16 protein-coding genes are annotated in these 15,420 nt (G+C 69.4%); 12 read left to right on the top strand and 4 right to left on the bottom strand.

Annotated elements, in window-relative coordinates:
* Nucleotides 1-29 precede the first annotated feature (29 nt).
* Nucleotides 30-575, top strand: coding sequence for a hypothetical protein (locus ACYR7D_RS02250; RefSeq protein WP_459547971.1), 546 nt, complete (start codon nt 30-32; stop codon nt 573-575).
* A 55-nt stretch (nt 576-630) separates the two neighbouring features.
* Here the strand turns inward: ACYR7D_RS02250 and ACYR7D_RS02245 are convergent, their stop codons facing one another.
* Nucleotides 631-978 (bottom strand): hypothetical protein, encoded by a 348-nt coding sequence (locus tag ACYR7D_RS02245; protein ID WP_459547970.1) that lies wholly within the window; start codon nt 976-978, stop codon nt 631-633.
* 76 nt (nt 979-1,054) lie between these two features.
* Between ACYR7D_RS02245 and ACYR7D_RS02240 the strand changes: the two genes are divergently transcribed.
* Nucleotides 1,055-1,309, top strand: coding sequence for a hypothetical protein (locus ACYR7D_RS02240; protein WP_459547969.1), 255 nt, complete (start codon nt 1,055-1,057; stop codon nt 1,307-1,309).
* Between the two features lie 131 nt (nt 1,310-1,440).
* On the opposite strand, the gene ACYR7D_RS02235 is transcribed toward ACYR7D_RS02240, so the two are convergent.
* A complete protein-coding gene (locus tag ACYR7D_RS02235; RefSeq protein ID WP_459547968.1) occupies nt 1,441-2,325 on the bottom strand; it encodes a poly(ethylene terephthalate) hydrolase family protein in 885 nt (294 codons plus the stop codon).
* Between the two features lie 36 nt (nt 2,326-2,361).
* Between ACYR7D_RS02235 and glmS the strand changes: the two genes are divergently transcribed.
* Complete coding sequence (gene glmS, locus ACYR7D_RS02230; protein WP_459547967.1) at nt 2,362-4,245, top strand: glutamine--fructose-6-phosphate transaminase (isomerizing); 1,884 nt, start codon at nt 2,362-2,364, stop codon at nt 4,243-4,245.
* Between the two features lie 28 nt (nt 4,246-4,273).
* On the opposite strand, the gene ACYR7D_RS02225 is transcribed toward glmS, so the two are convergent.
* A complete protein-coding gene (locus tag ACYR7D_RS02225) occupies nt 4,274-4,684 on the bottom strand; it encodes a cupredoxin domain-containing protein (protein ID WP_459547966.1) in 411 nt (136 codons plus the stop codon).
* A gap of 56 nt (nt 4,685-4,740) precedes the next feature.
* Here ACYR7D_RS02225 and ACYR7D_RS02220 point away from each other — a divergent pair, with 56 nt between their 5' ends.
* From ACYR7D_RS02220 to tsaD, 7 genes are all read left to right on the top strand, one after another.
* The gene (locus tag ACYR7D_RS02220; protein ID WP_459547965.1) at nt 4,741-6,201 is read left to right on the top strand and encodes an NAD(P)H-hydrate dehydratase; all 1,461 of its coding nucleotides are present in this window, start codon (nt 4,741-4,743) and stop codon (nt 6,199-6,201) included.
* Nucleotides 6,202-6,246: 45 nt separating this feature from the next.
* On the top strand, nt 6,247-7,398 hold the full coding sequence (alr, locus tag ACYR7D_RS02215; protein WP_459547964.1) for an alanine racemase: 1,152 nt from the start codon (nt 6,247-6,249) through the stop codon (nt 7,396-7,398).
* 56 nt (nt 7,399-7,454) lie between these two features.
* Nucleotides 7,455-8,477 (top strand): alpha/beta fold hydrolase, encoded by a 1,023-nt coding sequence (locus tag ACYR7D_RS02210; protein WP_459549975.1) that lies wholly within the window; start codon nt 7,455-7,457, stop codon nt 8,475-8,477.
* Nucleotides 8,470-8,937 carry a tRNA (adenosine(37)-N6)-threonylcarbamoyltransferase complex ATPase subunit type 1 TsaE gene (tsaE, locus tag ACYR7D_RS02205; RefSeq protein ID WP_459547963.1) on the top strand — a complete coding sequence of 156 codons (468 nt, stop codon included), beginning with the start codon at nt 8,470-8,472 and terminating at the stop codon, nt 8,935-8,937. Before ACYR7D_RS02210 ends, tsaE begins: the two co-directional genes overlap by 8 nt.
* Nucleotides 8,938-9,022: 85 nt before the next feature.
* Nucleotides 9,023-9,730 carry a tRNA (adenosine(37)-N6)-threonylcarbamoyltransferase complex dimerization subunit type 1 TsaB gene (gene tsaB, locus ACYR7D_RS02200; RefSeq protein ID WP_459547962.1) on the top strand — a complete coding sequence of 236 codons (708 nt, stop codon included), beginning with the start codon at nt 9,023-9,025 and terminating at the stop codon, nt 9,728-9,730.
* 2 nt (nt 9,731-9,732) lie between these two features.
* Nucleotides 9,733-10,245, top strand: a complete 513-nt coding sequence (rimI, locus tag ACYR7D_RS02195) for a ribosomal protein S18-alanine N-acetyltransferase (RefSeq protein WP_459547961.1) — start codon at nt 9,733-9,735, stop codon at nt 10,243-10,245.
* Entirely contained in the window at nt 10,242-11,285 is a 1,044-nt protein-coding gene (gene tsaD, locus ACYR7D_RS02190; RefSeq protein WP_459547960.1) for a tRNA (adenosine(37)-N6)-threonylcarbamoyltransferase complex transferase subunit TsaD, read from the top strand. Before rimI ends, tsaD begins: the two co-directional genes overlap by 4 nt.
* Before the next feature lie 44 nt (nt 11,286-11,329).
* Here tsaD and ACYR7D_RS02185 read toward each other — a convergent pair whose 3' ends face one another.
* Nucleotides 11,330-12,892, bottom strand: coding sequence for an Hsp70 family protein (locus ACYR7D_RS02185; protein ID WP_459547959.1), 1,563 nt, complete (start codon nt 12,890-12,892; stop codon nt 11,330-11,332).
* Between the two features lie 496 nt (nt 12,893-13,388).
* On the opposite strand from ACYR7D_RS02185, the gene groES reads away from it, so the two are divergent.
* On the top strand, nt 13,389-13,691 hold the full coding sequence (groES, locus tag ACYR7D_RS02180) for a co-chaperone GroES (protein WP_030522227.1): 303 nt from the start codon (nt 13,389-13,391) through the stop codon (nt 13,689-13,691).
* Nucleotides 13,692-13,795: 104 nt separating this feature from the next.
* On the top strand, nt 13,796-15,403 hold the full coding sequence (gene groL, locus ACYR7D_RS02175) for a chaperonin GroEL (protein ID WP_459547958.1): 1,608 nt from the start codon (nt 13,796-13,798) through the stop codon (nt 15,401-15,403).
* The last annotated feature ends 17 nt before the right edge of the window (nt 15,404-15,420 follow it).

Below are 15,420 nucleotides of genomic sequence, written 5' to 3'. Positions count from 1 at the left end.
GGTTCTCGGATGCGATCGGTGAGGTGGCTATGGCGAGCGAAATCGAACGGATCGGCGCGGAATCCCGCCGGTATGCCGAGCGCATGGTCGAGCGGATGACGGAGGCGAGGGCCCGGAGAGAAGTCCGTGATCGCGAGCGGGCCGAACAGGCCGCGGCCGAAATGCGGCGGCTCCGGGAGGAACTGGCGGAGCGCGCCGAGCACGAGGGCGAGGACGATCGGCCGGTCGACACCGAGGAACGAATCCGACAGGGTGAGGAACTATCGTCTCCGGCCGGGCGGCAGGCCGGGGAGGAGTCGTTCCGGCCACGGGGCAGCGAAGTTCAACGGCTGTGGGGTGGGGAGTCGCGCGGCCGGCAGGAGGCGATCGCGCCGCCGTCCGGGGGCGGAATACCCGCTCGGCAGGGCTGTGCGGGCGAGAGCTCGGTACCTCCGGCGGAGGTCGGCGAGTTGGACCCCCGTGAAGCGATCGCGCGCGCCGCGGCCGCGCGTCGCAGGAACAGTATCGTCGCACCGATAGACGACGACGGTGACGATGAAGCCGAGTACTACCGGCGCAACAGCTGGTTGGTCTGAAGCCGTGTCCGGACGGTCATCGCGTTCCGGCCGATGCCTCGACTCCCGACGTTGCTCAACGGCCGGCGAGGACCGCCCCTTTCGGGAGCATGAGGACGAGTGCTACGAGTACGGCGGCGAGCGGCACACCCCCGACCATCACCTCCGGAACGGCGGTGGCCACGCTCGTCTGCCCGACCAGCCTGCGGCTCAGCAGATTCCCCAGTACCGTCACCCCCACCGACATGCCCAGCCCGCGCAGGGCGAGCGTGGCCGAGGTGGTGACGCCCAGATCGGCGGCGATCGCCGGGAGGTGCTGCGCTCCACCAGCCGGACCGAGCGCCACGACGTTCTGCGGCGTCACCATGCCGAGCTGGAACGGAGACTGCGTGAACTCGAAGCCTCCAAGGCCATGATCGAGCACGCCCTGACCTGCACAGCGGAGGATTTCACCACGTGCCCGGCCTTTCGCGCGCTGGTGGGGAGTCCCGGGGACGGATGTGATCACCACCGGTGACCAGCACACCTACGCGCGTGCGATGAGCAGGGAAGAGGTTTTGCTGGTACCAGTTGTTTTCGCGCTGCCGGAACCGTTCCTGCTCGGCGGTGAGGCGGCCTGCCCGTGCCGAACCGTTGACCAGAGCGAAGACACCAGGGAAACGGCCGTGCCGGTTCGGTGTCGCCGCTCGGTACCGCACGAACAGCGCCCCGGCATCGCCGATAGGGATACCGATCGCATGAGTCCAGCAGCGTAGCGGTGGCAGCGTCCCGACGCATCGGGCAAGCCGCGTCGTCACCGCCGGTATACGCCGGCCGGGTCGTTCGTACCGTTTCCGGCTCCGCCCCGCTGGGCGTCGGCGATACGGCCTTCGTCTCGGTGCCGGGGCTATTTGCGGAGCAACCGCACCAGCTGACCGGCTTTGGCCGGGTCCAGGGCCGCGGCGGTCGCTTTCCGGTCGGCCTGTTCGCCCAGCTCGCCCGCCGGGTCGAGGACATGGGTGTGCCGGATCGCGGTCTCCGGATCGGCGAAAGCCGCGTAGGTCTTGTCGCCCAGCAGGGTGTGCAGCAGGAAGCCGGTGAGCAGGGCGCGGGTGGCGCGGGCGGTTTTCGGCTCGTGTTTGCCGCCGCCGAGGGCGGCCAGTATGCGGCGGCCCTCGGCGAGACCGTTGTGAGCCGCGCCGTCCAGGGTGCGCAGAAGCACCGGCCCGGCCCAGGCCGCGGCCAGGGGGACGGCGATGGAATTCATCGAGTCCAGCTCGCTCACACCGGCCAGGATCAGCGCGGGAGCATCGATATCGGGGGCCAGTGTTTCGGCGGCGGGGGCCGTGGGCGCGGGGAACAGCGGAGCCACCGCGGCCACGCGGCGCCGGGCCGCCGCGAGCACGGCCGCACCCGCGCCCATCCCGTGACCGGCCAGGGCGAGGCGTTCGGGGTGCACGGTGAGAGCACCGTCACCGAGGCGGACCCCGGTGCAGATATCGAGCGTGGTGAGCAGGTCGGTGGCCAGGTTCAGATGAGAGGGCAGCGGGCCGCGCTCGGTATCCGGGGCGGCGGCGACGATCCCCCAGGACGCGAGGTGCTCCAGCAGCGTGCCGTAGTTGCCGGCGCCGTTGAGCCAGCCGTGACCGAACGCGACCGCGGGTAGGTCCCGCCCGGTTTCCGGCGTGTACACCACCCCGGGCTGACCCGCGACGGCCAGGTTCCCGCGGAGCACCCGATGCGGGCCGCGGCTGGTCAGAGTGCTCAGAAGTGATTTCACAGACGCCGACACGACGTGAACGTTAGCCGATAAGTAGTCTGGGTAGCCATGTGCGGAATCGTGGGGTACGTCGGGTACCGGGACGCGTTGGGCGTCGTCGTCGCCGCCTTGCGCCGCATGGAGTATCGCGGTTACGACTCCGCGGGCGTGGCGATCCTCGACGGCATCGGTGGTACCGCGGTCGAGCGGCGCGCCGGTCGGCTGGCCAACCTGGAGAAGGCGCTGGCCGGTGCGGGCGACGATGTATTCGCCGGTAGCACCGGTATGGGACATACCCGCTGGGCCACCCACGGCGCCCCGACCGATCGCAACGCCCATCCCCATCGGGATGTGAGCGGCAAGATCGCCGTCGTACACAACGGCATCATCGAGAACTTCGCGCAACTGCGCCGGGAACTCGAGGACGCCGGGGTCGAGCTGCGCAGCGAGACCGATACCGAGGTCGCCGTGCATCTGGTGGCCCGGGAATACGCCCAAGGGCCGGCCGCCGGCGATTTCGAGGCCAGTACGCTGGCCGTGCTGCGCCGGCTCGAGGGTGCGTTCACACTGGTCTTCACCCATGCGGACCATCCGGGCACGATCATCGCCGCCCGCCATTCCACCCCGCTGGTGGTGGGGGTGGGCGAGAACGAGATGTTCATCGCCTCCGATGTCACCGCGTTCATCGAGCACACCCGCGAGGCCGTGGAGCTGGGTGAGGGGCAGGCGGTGGTGATCACGGCCGACGGCTATCGGGTCACCGATTTCCACGGGTCCACCGAGGGCGTGCGGACCAGGCCGTTCACCATCGACTGGGATCTGGCCGCGGCCGAGAAGGGCGGCCACGACTACTTCATGCTCAAGGAGATCGAGGAGCAGCCGGGCGCCGTCGGCGACACCTTGATCGGCCATTTCGACCACAGTCCCAGCCGGGCGGGCCGGATCGTGCTGGACGAACAGCGCCTCTCCGATCAGGAACTCCGGGATGTGGAGAAGGTCTTCGTGGTGGCCTGCGGAAGCGCCTACCACTCCGGCCTGGTCGCCAAATACGCCATCGAACACTGGACCCGGCTGCCCGTGGAAGTGGAACTGGCCAGTGAGTTCCGTTACCGGGACCCGGTGCTGGACCGCTCCACCCTGGTGGTCGCGGTGTCGCAGTCGGGTGAGACGGCCGACACATTGGAAGCGGTCCGGCACGCCAAGAGTCAGAAAGCCCGGGTGCTCGCCGTCTGTAATACCAACGGCGCGCAGATCCCCCGGGAATCCGACGCCGTGCTCTACACCCGGGCCGGGCCGGAGATCGGGGTGGCCTCCACCAAGGCGTTCCTCGCCCAGGTGACGGCGAATCTCCTGGTCGGCCTGGCGCTGGCACAGGCCCGCGGCACCAAGTACCCCGACGAGGTGGCACGCGAGTTCGCCGAGCTGGAGGCCATGCCGAAGCTGGTGGAGCGGGTGCTGGAAACGGCGCCGCAGGTGCGGGCGATCGCACGTGAGCTGGCCCGGGAGCGGACGATCCTGTTCCTCGGCCGGCATGTCGGCTACCCGGTGGCGCTCGAGGGTGCGCTCAAGCTCAAGGAGCTGGCGTACATGCATGCGGAGGGATTCGCCGCGGGCGAGCTCAAACACGGTCCGATCGCGCTGATCGAGTGTGGGCTACCGGTGATCGTGGTGATGCCGTCGCCGAAGGGCCGCGGCGTACTGCACTCCAAACTGCTCAGCAATATCCGGGAGATCCAGGCCCGCGGGGCGCGGACGATCGTCATCGCGGAGGAGGGGGACGATCTGGTCCGGCCGTTCGCCGACGATCTGATCGAGATCCCGTCCGCCCCGACCCTGTACCAGCCGCTGCTGTCGACCGTGCCGTTGCAGATCTTCGCCGCCGAGGTGGCCCAGGCGCGCGGTTACGACGTGGACAAACCGCGCAACCTGGCGAAATCGGTGACCGTGGAGTGACCGGGGAGGCCGGCGTGACCGGGTTCGGTTACGCCGGCTCGACGGTGATGGTGCCGCGCATATCCGGATGGATCGGGCACAGATAGCGGTATTCACCCGGGGCGGTGAAGGTGTGGCTCCAGTCGCCGACCTCGTACAGCGGGCTGTTGATGCCCATCGCCTTATCGCCGATACCCTGCACCCCGTGCGGTATATCGCCGTCGAAATGCCAGGTGACGGTATCACCGGCGGAGATGGTGATCTCGGCGGGGGAGAAAGTGTCTTCTTCGACGAAAACGGTGACCGTGGTCTCCGGGGCGTTGTGCGAATGGCTTTCGCGGACACGTGTTGTCGTCGGCTCCGTCTCCTCCGGCCCACCGGAACCACAGCCGGAGAGCAGTGTTGCCACGAGGGCGAATCCGGCGGCGGAAACGGATACGGCGCGGTGGGGTCTGGACATGGAGTCGAGCGTAGTCTGCGGGGGTCGCTGCCCGTTCGACTGCGGAGGTGTGTTCGGTGACCGAGCCGCGCGGCTACTACACCGCCGAGGAGGTGCGCTCGGCCGAAGCGGAGCTGTTCACCCGGGTGCCCGACGGGGTGCCCATGCGCCGCGCCGCATTCGGGCTCGCCACGGTGGTGGCGGCCGAACTGCGGGCGCGTAGCGGTGGGGTCGCGGGGCGCACGGTCGGGTTGCTGGTGGGGTCCGGAGACAACGGCGGGGACGCGCTGTGGGCGGGCTCGATGCTACGGCGCCGGGGTGCCGCGGTGACGGCGATCCTGCTGAACCCGGCGCGCGCGCACGCGGCGGGGCTCGCGGCGCTGCGGCGCGCCGGAGGGCGCGTGATCACCGATCCGGACGCGGCCGTATCGGAGGTTGGCCGTGCCGATCTGGTGGTGGACGGGATCGTCGGGATCTCCGGCCGCGGGCCGCTGCGCCCGGAGGCGGCGAGAACAGTGGCCGGGATCCGGGCACCGATCGTCGCGGCGGATCTGCCCAGCGGTGTGGATCCGGATACCGGTGCGGTCACCGGACCCGCCGTGCGGGCGGACGTCACCGTTTCGTTCGGCGCGCTGAAACCCGTCCACGCCCTGGCAGCGGCTCGGTGCGGGCGGATCGAACTGGTACCCATCGGTTTACGGCTCCCCGATCCGGCGCTCGCCGCGCTCGAACCCGCGGCGGTGGGTGCGGGCTGGCCCGTGCCGGACGCCGACGACGACAAATACACGCAGGGGGTCACCGGTGTGCATGCCGGGAGCGCGACCTATCCGGGCGCGGCGGTGCTGTGCACCGGTGCGGCGGTGGCGGCGACCTCCGGAATGGTCCGCTATGCCGGTACCGCGGCCGAACAGGTGCTCGCGCGGTACCCCGAGGTCGTCGCGGTCACCGATCCCGCGGCCGCGGGCCGGGTGCAGGCCTGGGTGTTCGGACCCGGGTCGGGCACCGATCGCGCCGCCCGCGACCGGCTCGCCGAGATCCTGGCCACCGATCTGCCGGTCCTGGTCGACGCCGACGGCCTCACCCTGCTGGCGGGTGAACCGGAGCTGGTCCGCGGCCGCCGGGCCCCGACCGTCCTCACGCCCCATGCCGGCGAGTTCGCCAGGCTCACCGGTCACGAACCCGGCCCCGACCGCGTCGCCGCCGTGCGTGATCTCGCTGCCGCATGGCAGGTCACCGTACTGCTGAAGGGGCGCGCCACCCTGGTGGCGACGCCGGGACGCGAGGTACTGGTCAACGAGGCGGGCGGCTCCTGGGCGGCGACCGCCGGCGCGGGCGATGTGCTCGCCGGTGTGATCGGCGCGCTACTGGCCGCCGGGCGCGAGCCCGCCTGGGCGGCGGCCGCGGCGGCGCGGGCGCACGCGCTGGCCGCGAATCTGGCGGCCCGCGCGGGAGGCCGTGTGGCGGCGCCGATCTCGGCCGGACCGTTGCTGCGGTATCTCCCCGCAGCCGTGCGCGCACTGCGCGGGTCGGCCGCCTGAGATGGCGGACCCGCCGGTGGCCGCCGCCGGGTCCGACCTCGGGAGATGGCAGGATCGGCTGTTGTGAACGGGCAAGTGGAGACGATCGTCGATCTGGATGCCATCGCGCACAATGTGCGGGTCCTGCGCGCGTATGCCGGTGACGCCGCGGTGATGACGGTGGTCAAGGCCGACGCCTACAACCACGGCGCCGTGGAGGTCGCGCGGGCGGCTCTCGGCGCGGGTGCGGCAGAACTGGGGGTTACCACCGTGGCGGAGGCCCTCGCGCTGCGTGCCGCCGGGATCGAGGCGCCGATCCTGTGCTGGCTCAATGTCTGTGACGCCGATTACGCCGCCGCCGTCGCCGCCGATATCGAGATCGGGGTTTCCTCGCTGGAACAGTTGCGGGCGGTCGCCGCGGCGGCCCGGCAGCTGGGCCGTTCCGCCGTGGTCTCGCTGAAGGTGGACACCGGGCTGAACCGCAACGGTATCGACCCGCATCGCTATCCCGTGGTACTCGCCGCCCTGCGCGAACTGGTCGACGAGAAGGTCGTGCGATTCCGGGCCATCTTCTCCCATCTCGCGCATGCCGACGAGCCCCATCACTCCGTCATCGATCGGCAGCGCGATCGTTTCCTGGATTCCATCGCCGCGGCCAAGGAATACGGTCTCGAACCGGAACTAGTGCACCTGGCGAATTCGGCCGCCACTCTCACCCGGCCCGATCTGGCCTTCGATATGGTCCGGCCCGGGATCGCCGTCTACGGTCTGACCCCGGTCCCGGAGATCGGTGAATTCGACCTGCGGCCCGCCATGACCTTCCAGGCGGAGGTCGCACTGGTCAAACCCGTTGCCGAAGGTGAGGGAGTCTCGTACGGCCACGAATGGATCGCCCCGGCCGACACCACCGTCGCGCTGATCCCCGCCGGCTACGCGGACGGTGTGTTCCGGGCCCTGGGGAATCGGATGGAGGTGTGGATCGGCGGGCGGCGCCGCCCGAACCGGGGCCGAGTGTGCATGGACCAGCTGGTGGTCGAGTTGGGTGACAATGCCGACGGCGTCGTCGAAGGAGATACCGCTGTTCTGTTCGGTTCCGGGAGTCGGGGTGAGCCCCGCGCCCAGGACTGGGCGGATCTGCTCGGCACGATTCATTACGAAGTGGTGTGCGCGCCACGTGGCCGGGTACTCCGGCGATATGTAGGGGGAGGGTCCCGGTGAAACCACGGCTCACGTTGTTACGCGGTGGACTGGCCACGGCCGGATTCGTCGGCGCCATGGCGGCGGTGCACACGCTGCGCCGCGCCGGCGCGAAGGTGTTGTGGCCGCCGGTACGCGACGAATACCGGGACGAGAACTTCGCACTGATCGATCACGATCACGCCGGTGAGGTGATCGCGGACGACGGAGTGTGCCTGGCCACTCGTGAATGGGGCACCGGTGATGCCGAGGCGACGGTGGTCTTCGTGCACGGTTTCTGCAACAGCATGGAGGCGTTCCATTTCCAGCGTCGCCATCTGGCGCAGCGCTGGGGGTACCGGTTGCGCCTGGTCCTGTTCGACCAGCGCGGGCACGGTCGTTCGGGCACCCCGGAAACCGGCAGCTGCACGGTGGCCCAGCTCGGTCGTGATCTGCTCACCGTGATCGATGCCCGGGCGCCGCGCGGGCCGTTGATCCTGGTCGGGCATTCGCTGGGCGGTATGGCGATATTGGCCGCGGCCGCGCACGCCGGGGACCTCTTCGCGAAACGGGTGCGCGGGGTCGTGCTGCTGTCCACCGCCGCCGCCGAGGTGACCTCCGCCGGGATCGGGCAGTTGCTGCGCACCCCGGCGATCGATGGTTTCCGCCTGGCGGTGTGTATCGCACCGGCGCTGGTGCAGGCCGGCCGGGTGACCGCTCGGCACATCATCACCCCGATTCTGCACGTGAGCTCGTTCCACGGAGCGGTGAGTCCCACCCTGTCGCGCTTCACCACCATGATGATCGACCGCACGCCGGTGGAAACCGTGGTGAAATTCCTGAAGGCCATCGAATTGCACGACGAGGCCGCGGCACTGCCGGTACTGCGTGATACTCCGGTGCTGGTCCTGGGCGGGACCCGTGATCTGGTCATACCTTTCCGCAATTCGCGTGCGCTGACCCGCGAACTGGGTGATTGCGAACTGGTGCGGCTGCCCGAAGCCGCGCATATGCCCCAGCTGCAGTATCCGGACGAGACGAATGCCGCCCTGGACCGGCTGCTGCTCCGCGCCGGAGTGGTCGATACCGACGATTCGCGGGAGGAGGCCGCCGGTGGGTGACCGTGGTGAACGCCTGCTGCCCACCGTCGCCGATACCGAGGCACTCGGCCGGGAACTGGCCACCGGTTTGCGGGCGGGTGATCTGGTGGTGCTCGACGGCCCCTTGGGCGCCGGTAAGACGGCGCTGACCAGGGGTATCGCCGCAGGGCTGGGCGTCGGTGGCCGGGTGAGTTCGCCGACCTTCGTCATCGCCCGCCGGCATCGCGCCGGTGTCCGCTCCGACGGCCCGCCGGTGCCGCTGGTCCATGTCGACGCCTATCGGCTCGGCGGCGACCTCGACGAACTCGACGCACTGGACCTGGATACCGACCTCGACGACGCGGTGGTGGTGGTCGAATGGGGTAGTGGGATGGTCGAGCGGCTCACCGGCCGCCATCTGCTGGTGCGGATGTCGCGCGAACCGGAATCCGAAGTGCGCACCGCCTCTTGGGAGTGGGTGGACACCGGTGCGGGTGAATAGCGGCTGGAGGTGCGGTCGGTGGGGCACCGGGGCGCTGTGCGCCACCGTGGTGTGAAGACGGTCACCCGGTATCGTTGACCAGATCATGCTTGCACTTGCTGTCGACACCGCGACGCCCGCCGTCACGGCGGGCTTGGTCGAACTCGGGCATGCGGCCGCCGGTGCGGACGCTCCGGGTACCGTCGGCCCGCGCACCCTCGCCGTCCGGCAACTCATCGATGCCCGGGCCCATGCCGAAGCGCTGACGCCGCAGATCCTGGAGTGTCTGGCCGAGGCCGGGGTGGCCCGCACGGATATCGCGGCAGTCGTCACCGGAATCGGTCCCGGGCCCTTCACCGGGCTGCGGGTCGGGATGGCCACCGCCGCTGCCTTCGGTGACGCGCTGGGTATTCCGGTGCACGGTGTGTGCAGCCTGGATGCCATCGCCGCCGATTGTGCGGCGGAGCTGGGGCCCGAGGACGAACTGCTGGTCGTTACGGACGCCCGCCGCCGCGAGGTGTATTCCGCGCGCTATCGCGATCGCGGCGCGCGGCGGTTCGGCGGTCCCGCGGTGGGTAAACCGGCCGATCTGGAAATCGGGGCCGCGACCGTTATCGCCGGGTCCGCCGCGCATACCGCGCTGTTCCCGCTGCCCGCGCTGAGTGTGCACACGCCCTCCCCGGCCGGACTGGTACGGGTGGCGGCGGCCGCGCTGCTGTCCGGGGCGTCGCCGGAGCCGCTGGTACCGCTGTACCTGCGCCGCCCCGACGCTGTCGAACGCAGCTACCGCACCCTCGACCGGATGGGAGCCTGACGATGGGTATCCGTATCGAGCCCATGGGACCGGCCGATATCGCGGGCTGTGTGGAGCTGGAACAGGTGCTCTTCCCCGAGGACGATCCCTGGCAGGCCGCGGCGTTCCGTTCCGAACTGGCCGCCCGGTACAACCGCTACATCACCGCGCGCGACGATGCCGGGAACATGGTGGGCTACGCGGGGATCGCGCTGCTGGGTGATGCCGAACATCCCGAGGCCGAAGTGCACACGATCGGCGTGGATCCCTCCTGCCATCGTGCCGGTATCGGGACCCTGCTGCTGGAGGCGCTGCTGGCCGAGGCGGGCCGGCGCGGTGGACCGGTGTTCCTCGAGGTCCGTACCGATAATGCCGCCGCGATCGCGCTGTACGCCAAACACGGTTTCCACATCATCGGATTGCGTAAGAACTACTACCATCCCAGCGGTGCCGACGCCTATACGATGCGCCGGCCCGCCCTCGACGATGTCCCGGCGAATTTCGGGACCCGCACTCCGGACGAGGTGCTCTCGTGATCGTGATGGGAATCGAGAGCTCCTGCGACGAGACAGGAGTCGGGATCGTGCGCCGCAACCCCGACGGCAGCTGTGAACTGCTGGCCGACGAGGTCGCCTCCAGCGTCGCCGAACACGCCCGCTTCGGCGGCGTGGTACCGGAGGTCGCTTCGCGCGCTCATCTGGAGGCGATCGTGCCGGCGATGCGGCGGGCTCTGTCCACGGCCGGGATCGCCGCACCCGATGCCCTGGCGGTGACGATCGGGCCGGGGCTGGCGGGTGCGCTGCTGGTCGGTGTGGCGGCCGCGAAAGCCTATGCGGCGGCCTGGGATATCCCGTTCTACGCGCTGAACCATCTCGGTGGTCATGTGGCTGTGGATACTCTCGAACACGGCCCGATGCCACCCTGTGTCGCCCTGCTGGTCTCCGGGGGACACACCCACCTGCTGCATGTGCGGGATCTGGCGGAGCCCCTGGTCGAGCTGGGCAGCACGGTCGACGATGCGGCGGGTGAGGCCTTCGACAAGGTGGCCAGGCTGCTGGGACTCGGCTATCCGGGTGGACCGGCGCTGGACGCGGCCGCGGCCACCGGCGATCCGGCGGCCATCGCGTTCCCGCGGGGTATGACCGGCCCGCGCGACCCGCGGTACGACTTCTCCTTCTCCGGCTTGAAAACCGCGGTGGCACGGTATGTGGAGGGCCGCCGGCGGGAGGGCGTCGAATCCGATCAGTTGCCGATAGCCGATATCGCGGCCTCCTTCCAGGAGGCGGTCGCGGACGTGCTCACCATGAAGGCGGTTCGCGCGGCGCGGGATACGGGCGTGGACACCCTGGTGCTCGGTGGCGGGGCCACCGCGAACAGCCGGATCCGCTCGCTGGCGCGGGAACGTTGCGCTGCGGCGGGTTTGACGCTGCGTATTCCGAAACCCCGGCTGTGCACCGATAACGGCGTGATGATCGCGGCCCTGGGAGCCCATGTGATCGGCGGCGGCGCCGCGCCTTCTCCGTTATCGGTGGCCACGGATCCGGGGTTGCCGGTATCGGTCAGCCAGGTGGGCTGACCACCGGGACGCGGACGGCCGTACCGCTCGGAACCGCCGGACGATCACCCCGCCGAGCCCGTGCCGGGCAATCGGGGTGGCGGTGGGGGTGTCGGAGAAACCCGCAGTGTGGTCTGCGTGCTCTGCGAACCGGATTCGGGCGTGGGTTCCGCGGTGGAGGGTGCGTTCGGCGCCGGGGTTTCCGGGGTGGTCGACGGCGGCGCCACCAGCGGTCCCAGCCCCTCCGGGAACGGGATATGCGGCAGGTTCGGGTCCGGGCGCAGGGTGGGTTGCGATGGCTCCGCTTGGATGGGGGTGGTGCCGGTGGTGGTCGAAGCCTCGGGGGTCGTCGGAGTGTCGCTCCTCGGCGGCGTGCCGTAGGTGGTGGGGTCGGGGGCCACCGGCAGTTCGTCCTCCACCGGGGTCTGCTCGACGATATCGGTGGGCTCCCCGGTGGGTTGTGCGGGAAGCTCCGTCGTGGTCGGGGCGGCGGTGGTGGCCGGTGCGGTGGTGGCCGGGGGAAGCTGTGCGCTGCTGGTGGTTCCGGCGGGAGAGACCTCCTCGTCGGAGCTGGGGGCGAGGGTGTTCACCCCGTATCCGACGATGAGCCCCACCACCACGATGGCGCCGGCCACCGTGCCGAAGGCCTTGAGCAGGGTGTTGCCCGACTTGTCGGGGGTGAACGTGGCGACCGGCGTGGTGGAGCGGGCGGCATCGGCGAGCAGGGCGGCGCCTTTGGCGATCACCGCGTCCGGGTCCGGCACCGTGAGCACCGGAAGATCCAGTTCGGTGCGCAGCGTTTCCAGTACCGCCGGGATATTCGCCCCGCCGCCGATCACCACCACGGCCTCCGGTGCCCGGTCGGCCAGGCCGAAGGTCATGGCGGCGAAACGGGCGAGTTCGCCCATCAGCCGGGCGGTGAGCAGTTCGAAATCGGGCCGGGTGAGCTTCAGCGGCCGCCCGGCGATGTGGTCGATGGTGACGGCTTGGGCCACCGACAGGTGTTCCTTGGCGGTGCGTGCGCGATTCACCAGCACGCTCCGGTTGGGACGGGTCCCGCGCCGGGCGTAGTGCTGGTCGACCAGATGCCGGTAGAGCAGATCGTCGATGGCGCGGCCGCTGACCGATGTGGTGCGGGCCGTGTGCAATACCGTGCCGTCGGCCGGATCGGCCACGGAGACGGTACTTCCCGAGGCACCTACGTCCACCACGGCGACCGTGCCGTAGCGGTCCAGCAGGCCGGTGTCGCGCAGGAAGGTGAGGGCCGCGGTGGTCTCCGGAACCAATTGCGGTTCGCGGTTCTTACCGGTGGCGAGCCGGATCGCGTGTGCTTGTTCCTTGCTGCGGTAGGCCACCGCCACCCCGGTGGGTGGACGGTCCGCGATGACGTCGAGTCCGGAGGTCTGGGCGGCGGGGAGCTGAATGCCGAAAACGGCTTCGTGGGGATGGCTGGCGGGGAGCTGGGTGGTCATCAGCTCGATCGAGGAGGCGACCAGATCGCCCAGATCGGAATGGGCGTCCGCGGATACGACCCGGTAGTCGAAGGACCGCGCACCGTTGGCCGCGGTGGTGACGAGTGCGGAGCACACGACCTCGTTCCCGGCGGAGATGCCGAGTGACGTACGCATGATCTCTTCACCTCCCTTCCAGCGGTTTTCCGGTCGTATCGACCGGTCCGGACATGGCTGAAGTTGCCCGCGAAGCCACTGCCGTCTGCGGTGAGCGGTGGCTTCGCGAACAACCATCACCCATGGTGTCACGATCTGTTATCCGAACGTTACAGAGTCGGAGAATTATTGGGAAGTCCTCTTTCCTCTGGTCTACCCCCTTGTGGCGGTCCTAACCCGACGACCAGGAGCACACGGTCCGTGGCGTATTCGTGACAGCGAGGCCGATTCGGATCACGATCCGGGTATTGGCACCGCCCGCCCTTGAGCGCTGGCACTCTCATGTATAGAGTGCTAGTCGGCACCGATTGTTGCCCGGTGCCGGCTTGACTACTGAGCAGACGGTCCCGGCACCCGCGACGACGGGGCTTTGCGCAGGGTCAGCATCGTGACCGAATCGATGGTCCGGGACAACAGTTCCGGACGACCGTTATCCCCTGAAAGTGGAGGGCTCAACGTGGCGAGCGTGAACATCAAGCCGCTCGAGGACAAGATCCTCGTCCAGGCCAACGAGGCCGAGACGACGACCGCCTCCGGCCTGGTCATTCCCGATACGGCCAAGGAGAAGCCGCAGGAGGGCACCGTTGTCGCCGTCGGCCCCGGCCGGTGGGACGACGAAGGTGAGAAGCGCATCCCGCTGGATGTCCAGGAGGGCGACACCGTCATCTACAGCAAGTACGGCGGTACCGAAATCAAGTACCAGGGTGAGGAATACCTGATCCTGTCCGCGCGCGACGTGCTGGCTGTCGTCGGCAAGTAAGAGACCGCCGCGCATGCGTTCCGCCCCGGTGTCGCACTCTGACCCGGGGCGGAGTGCGTTGTGCCGCACAACTCGAAGCGCACCAGATACAGGAGCGAAGACATATGGCAAAGCAGATCGAGTTCGACGAGTCGGCTCGCCGGGCGCTGGAGCGCGGTGTCGACAAACTCGCCGATGCGGTCAAGGTCACTCTCGGGCCGCGGGGCCGGCATGTGGTGCTGGCCAAATCCTTCGGCGGCCCGACCGTCACCAACGACGGTGTCACCATCGCGCGCGATATCGATCTCGAGGACCCGTTCGAGAACCTCGGCGCCCAGCTGGTCAAGAGCGTCGCCACCAAGACCAACGATGTGGCCGGTGACGGCACCACCACCGCCACCGTGCTGGCCCAGGCCCTGGTGCGCGGCGGCCTGAAGAACATCGCCGCGGGCGCCAACCCCATCGCGATCGGTTCCGGGCTGGCCAAGGCCGCCGACGCGGTTTCCGAGGCCCTGCTGGCCGCGGCCACCCCGGTCAGCGGTGAGAAGGCCATCGCCCAGGTCGCCACTGTTTCCTCGCGGGACGAGGTCATCGGCGAAATGGTCGGGAAGGCGCTCACCACGGTCGGTAAAGACGGTGTGGTCACCGTCGAGGAATCCTCCACTCTGCAGACCGAACTGGTCGTCACCGAAGGTGTGCAGTTCGACAAGGGATACCTGTCGCCCTACTTCGTCACCGACACCGACAGCCAGGAAGCCGTGCTGGAGGATGCGCAGATCCTGCTGCACCGCGAGAAGATCAGTTCGCTGCCGGACCTGCTGCCGCTGCTGGAGAAGATCGCCGAATCCGGTAAGCCGGTACTGATCATCGCCGAGGATGTCGAGGGTGAGGCGCTGTCCACCCTGGTCGTCAACTCCATTCGCAAGACCCTCAAGGCCGTCGCGGTCAAGGCACCGTTCTTCGGCGATCGCCGCAAGGCGTTCCTCGACGATCTGGCCGTGGTGACCGCCGGTACGGTGGTCAACCCGGATCTCGGGATCAACCTGCGGGAGGCCGGTCTGGAGGTGCTCGGCTCGGCCCGGCGCGTGGTGGTCACCAAGGACACCACCACGATCATCGACGGCGCCGGCACCAAGGACGATATCGCCGCACGCAGCGCTCAGCTGCGGCGCGAGATCGAGGCCACCGATTCCGATTGGGACCGGGAGAAGCTGGAGGAGCGGCTGGCCAAACTGGCCGGTGGTGTCGCGGTGATCCGGGTCGGCGCGGCCACCGAAACCGCGCTCAAGGAGCGCAAGTACCGGGTCGAGGACGCGGTCAGCGCGGCCAAGGCCGCCGTCGAGGAAGGTATCGTCCCGGGCGGCGGTACCGCGCTCGTCCAGGCCGGAGCGAAGCTCGACGGTCTGGTCGCCGGGCTGTCCGGTGACGAGGTCATCGGTGCCGAGGTGCTGCGGGGCGCGCTGCGTGCGCCGCTGTACTGGATCGCCACCAATGCCGGCGTCGACGGCGCGGTGGTGGCCGCCAAGGTCGCCGAGGGTGCGGAGGGCTTCAACGCCGCCACGCTCAGCTACGGTGATCTGCTCGCCGAGGGTGTCGTGGATCCGGTCAAGGTGACCCGCTCGGCCGTGATCAACGCCGCGTCGGTGGCCCGTATGGTGCTGACCACCGAGAGCGCCGTGGTGGACAAGCCCGCCGAAGCCGAGGACGACCACGGGCACGGCCACGCCCACTGAGCGCGTTCCGGCCGGCG

Source organism: Nocardia sp. X0981, assembly GCF_977089955.1.
This window is presented reverse-complemented; position numbering and strand designations above follow the sequence as displayed.

What these genes read in the sequence shown, in the direction of transcription:
- ACYR7D_RS02250 (WP_459547971.1), top strand. Translation starts at nt 30, where the DNA reads ATGGCGAGCGAAATCGAACGGATCGGCGCGGAATCCCGCCGGTATGCC.
- ACYR7D_RS02225 (WP_459547966.1), bottom strand. Translation starts at nt 4,684, where the DNA reads ATGTCCAGACCCCACCGCGCCGTATCCGTTTCCGCCGCCGGATTCGCC.
- tsaB (WP_459547962.1), top strand. Translation starts at nt 9,023, where the DNA reads ATGCTTGCACTTGCTGTCGACACCGCGACGCCCGCCGTCACGGCGGGC.
- ACYR7D_RS02210 (WP_459549975.1), top strand. Translation starts at nt 7,455, where the DNA reads ATGGCGGCGGTGCACACGCTGCGCCGCGCCGGCGCGAAGGTGTTGTGG.
- alr (WP_459547964.1), top strand. Translation starts at nt 6,247, where the DNA reads ATGGCAGGATCGGCTGTTGTGAACGGGCAAGTGGAGACGATCGTCGAT.
- rimI (WP_459547961.1), top strand. Translation starts at nt 9,733, where the DNA reads ATGGGTATCCGTATCGAGCCCATGGGACCGGCCGATATCGCGGGCTGT.
- glmS (WP_459547967.1), top strand. Translation starts at nt 2,362, where the DNA reads ATGTGCGGAATCGTGGGGTACGTCGGGTACCGGGACGCGTTGGGCGTC.
- groL (WP_459547958.1), top strand. Translation starts at nt 13,796, where the DNA reads ATGGCAAAGCAGATCGAGTTCGACGAGTCGGCTCGCCGGGCGCTGGAG.
- ACYR7D_RS02185 (WP_459547959.1), bottom strand. Translation starts at nt 12,892, where the DNA reads ATGCGTACGTCACTCGGCATCTCCGCCGGGAACGAGGTCGTGTGCTCC.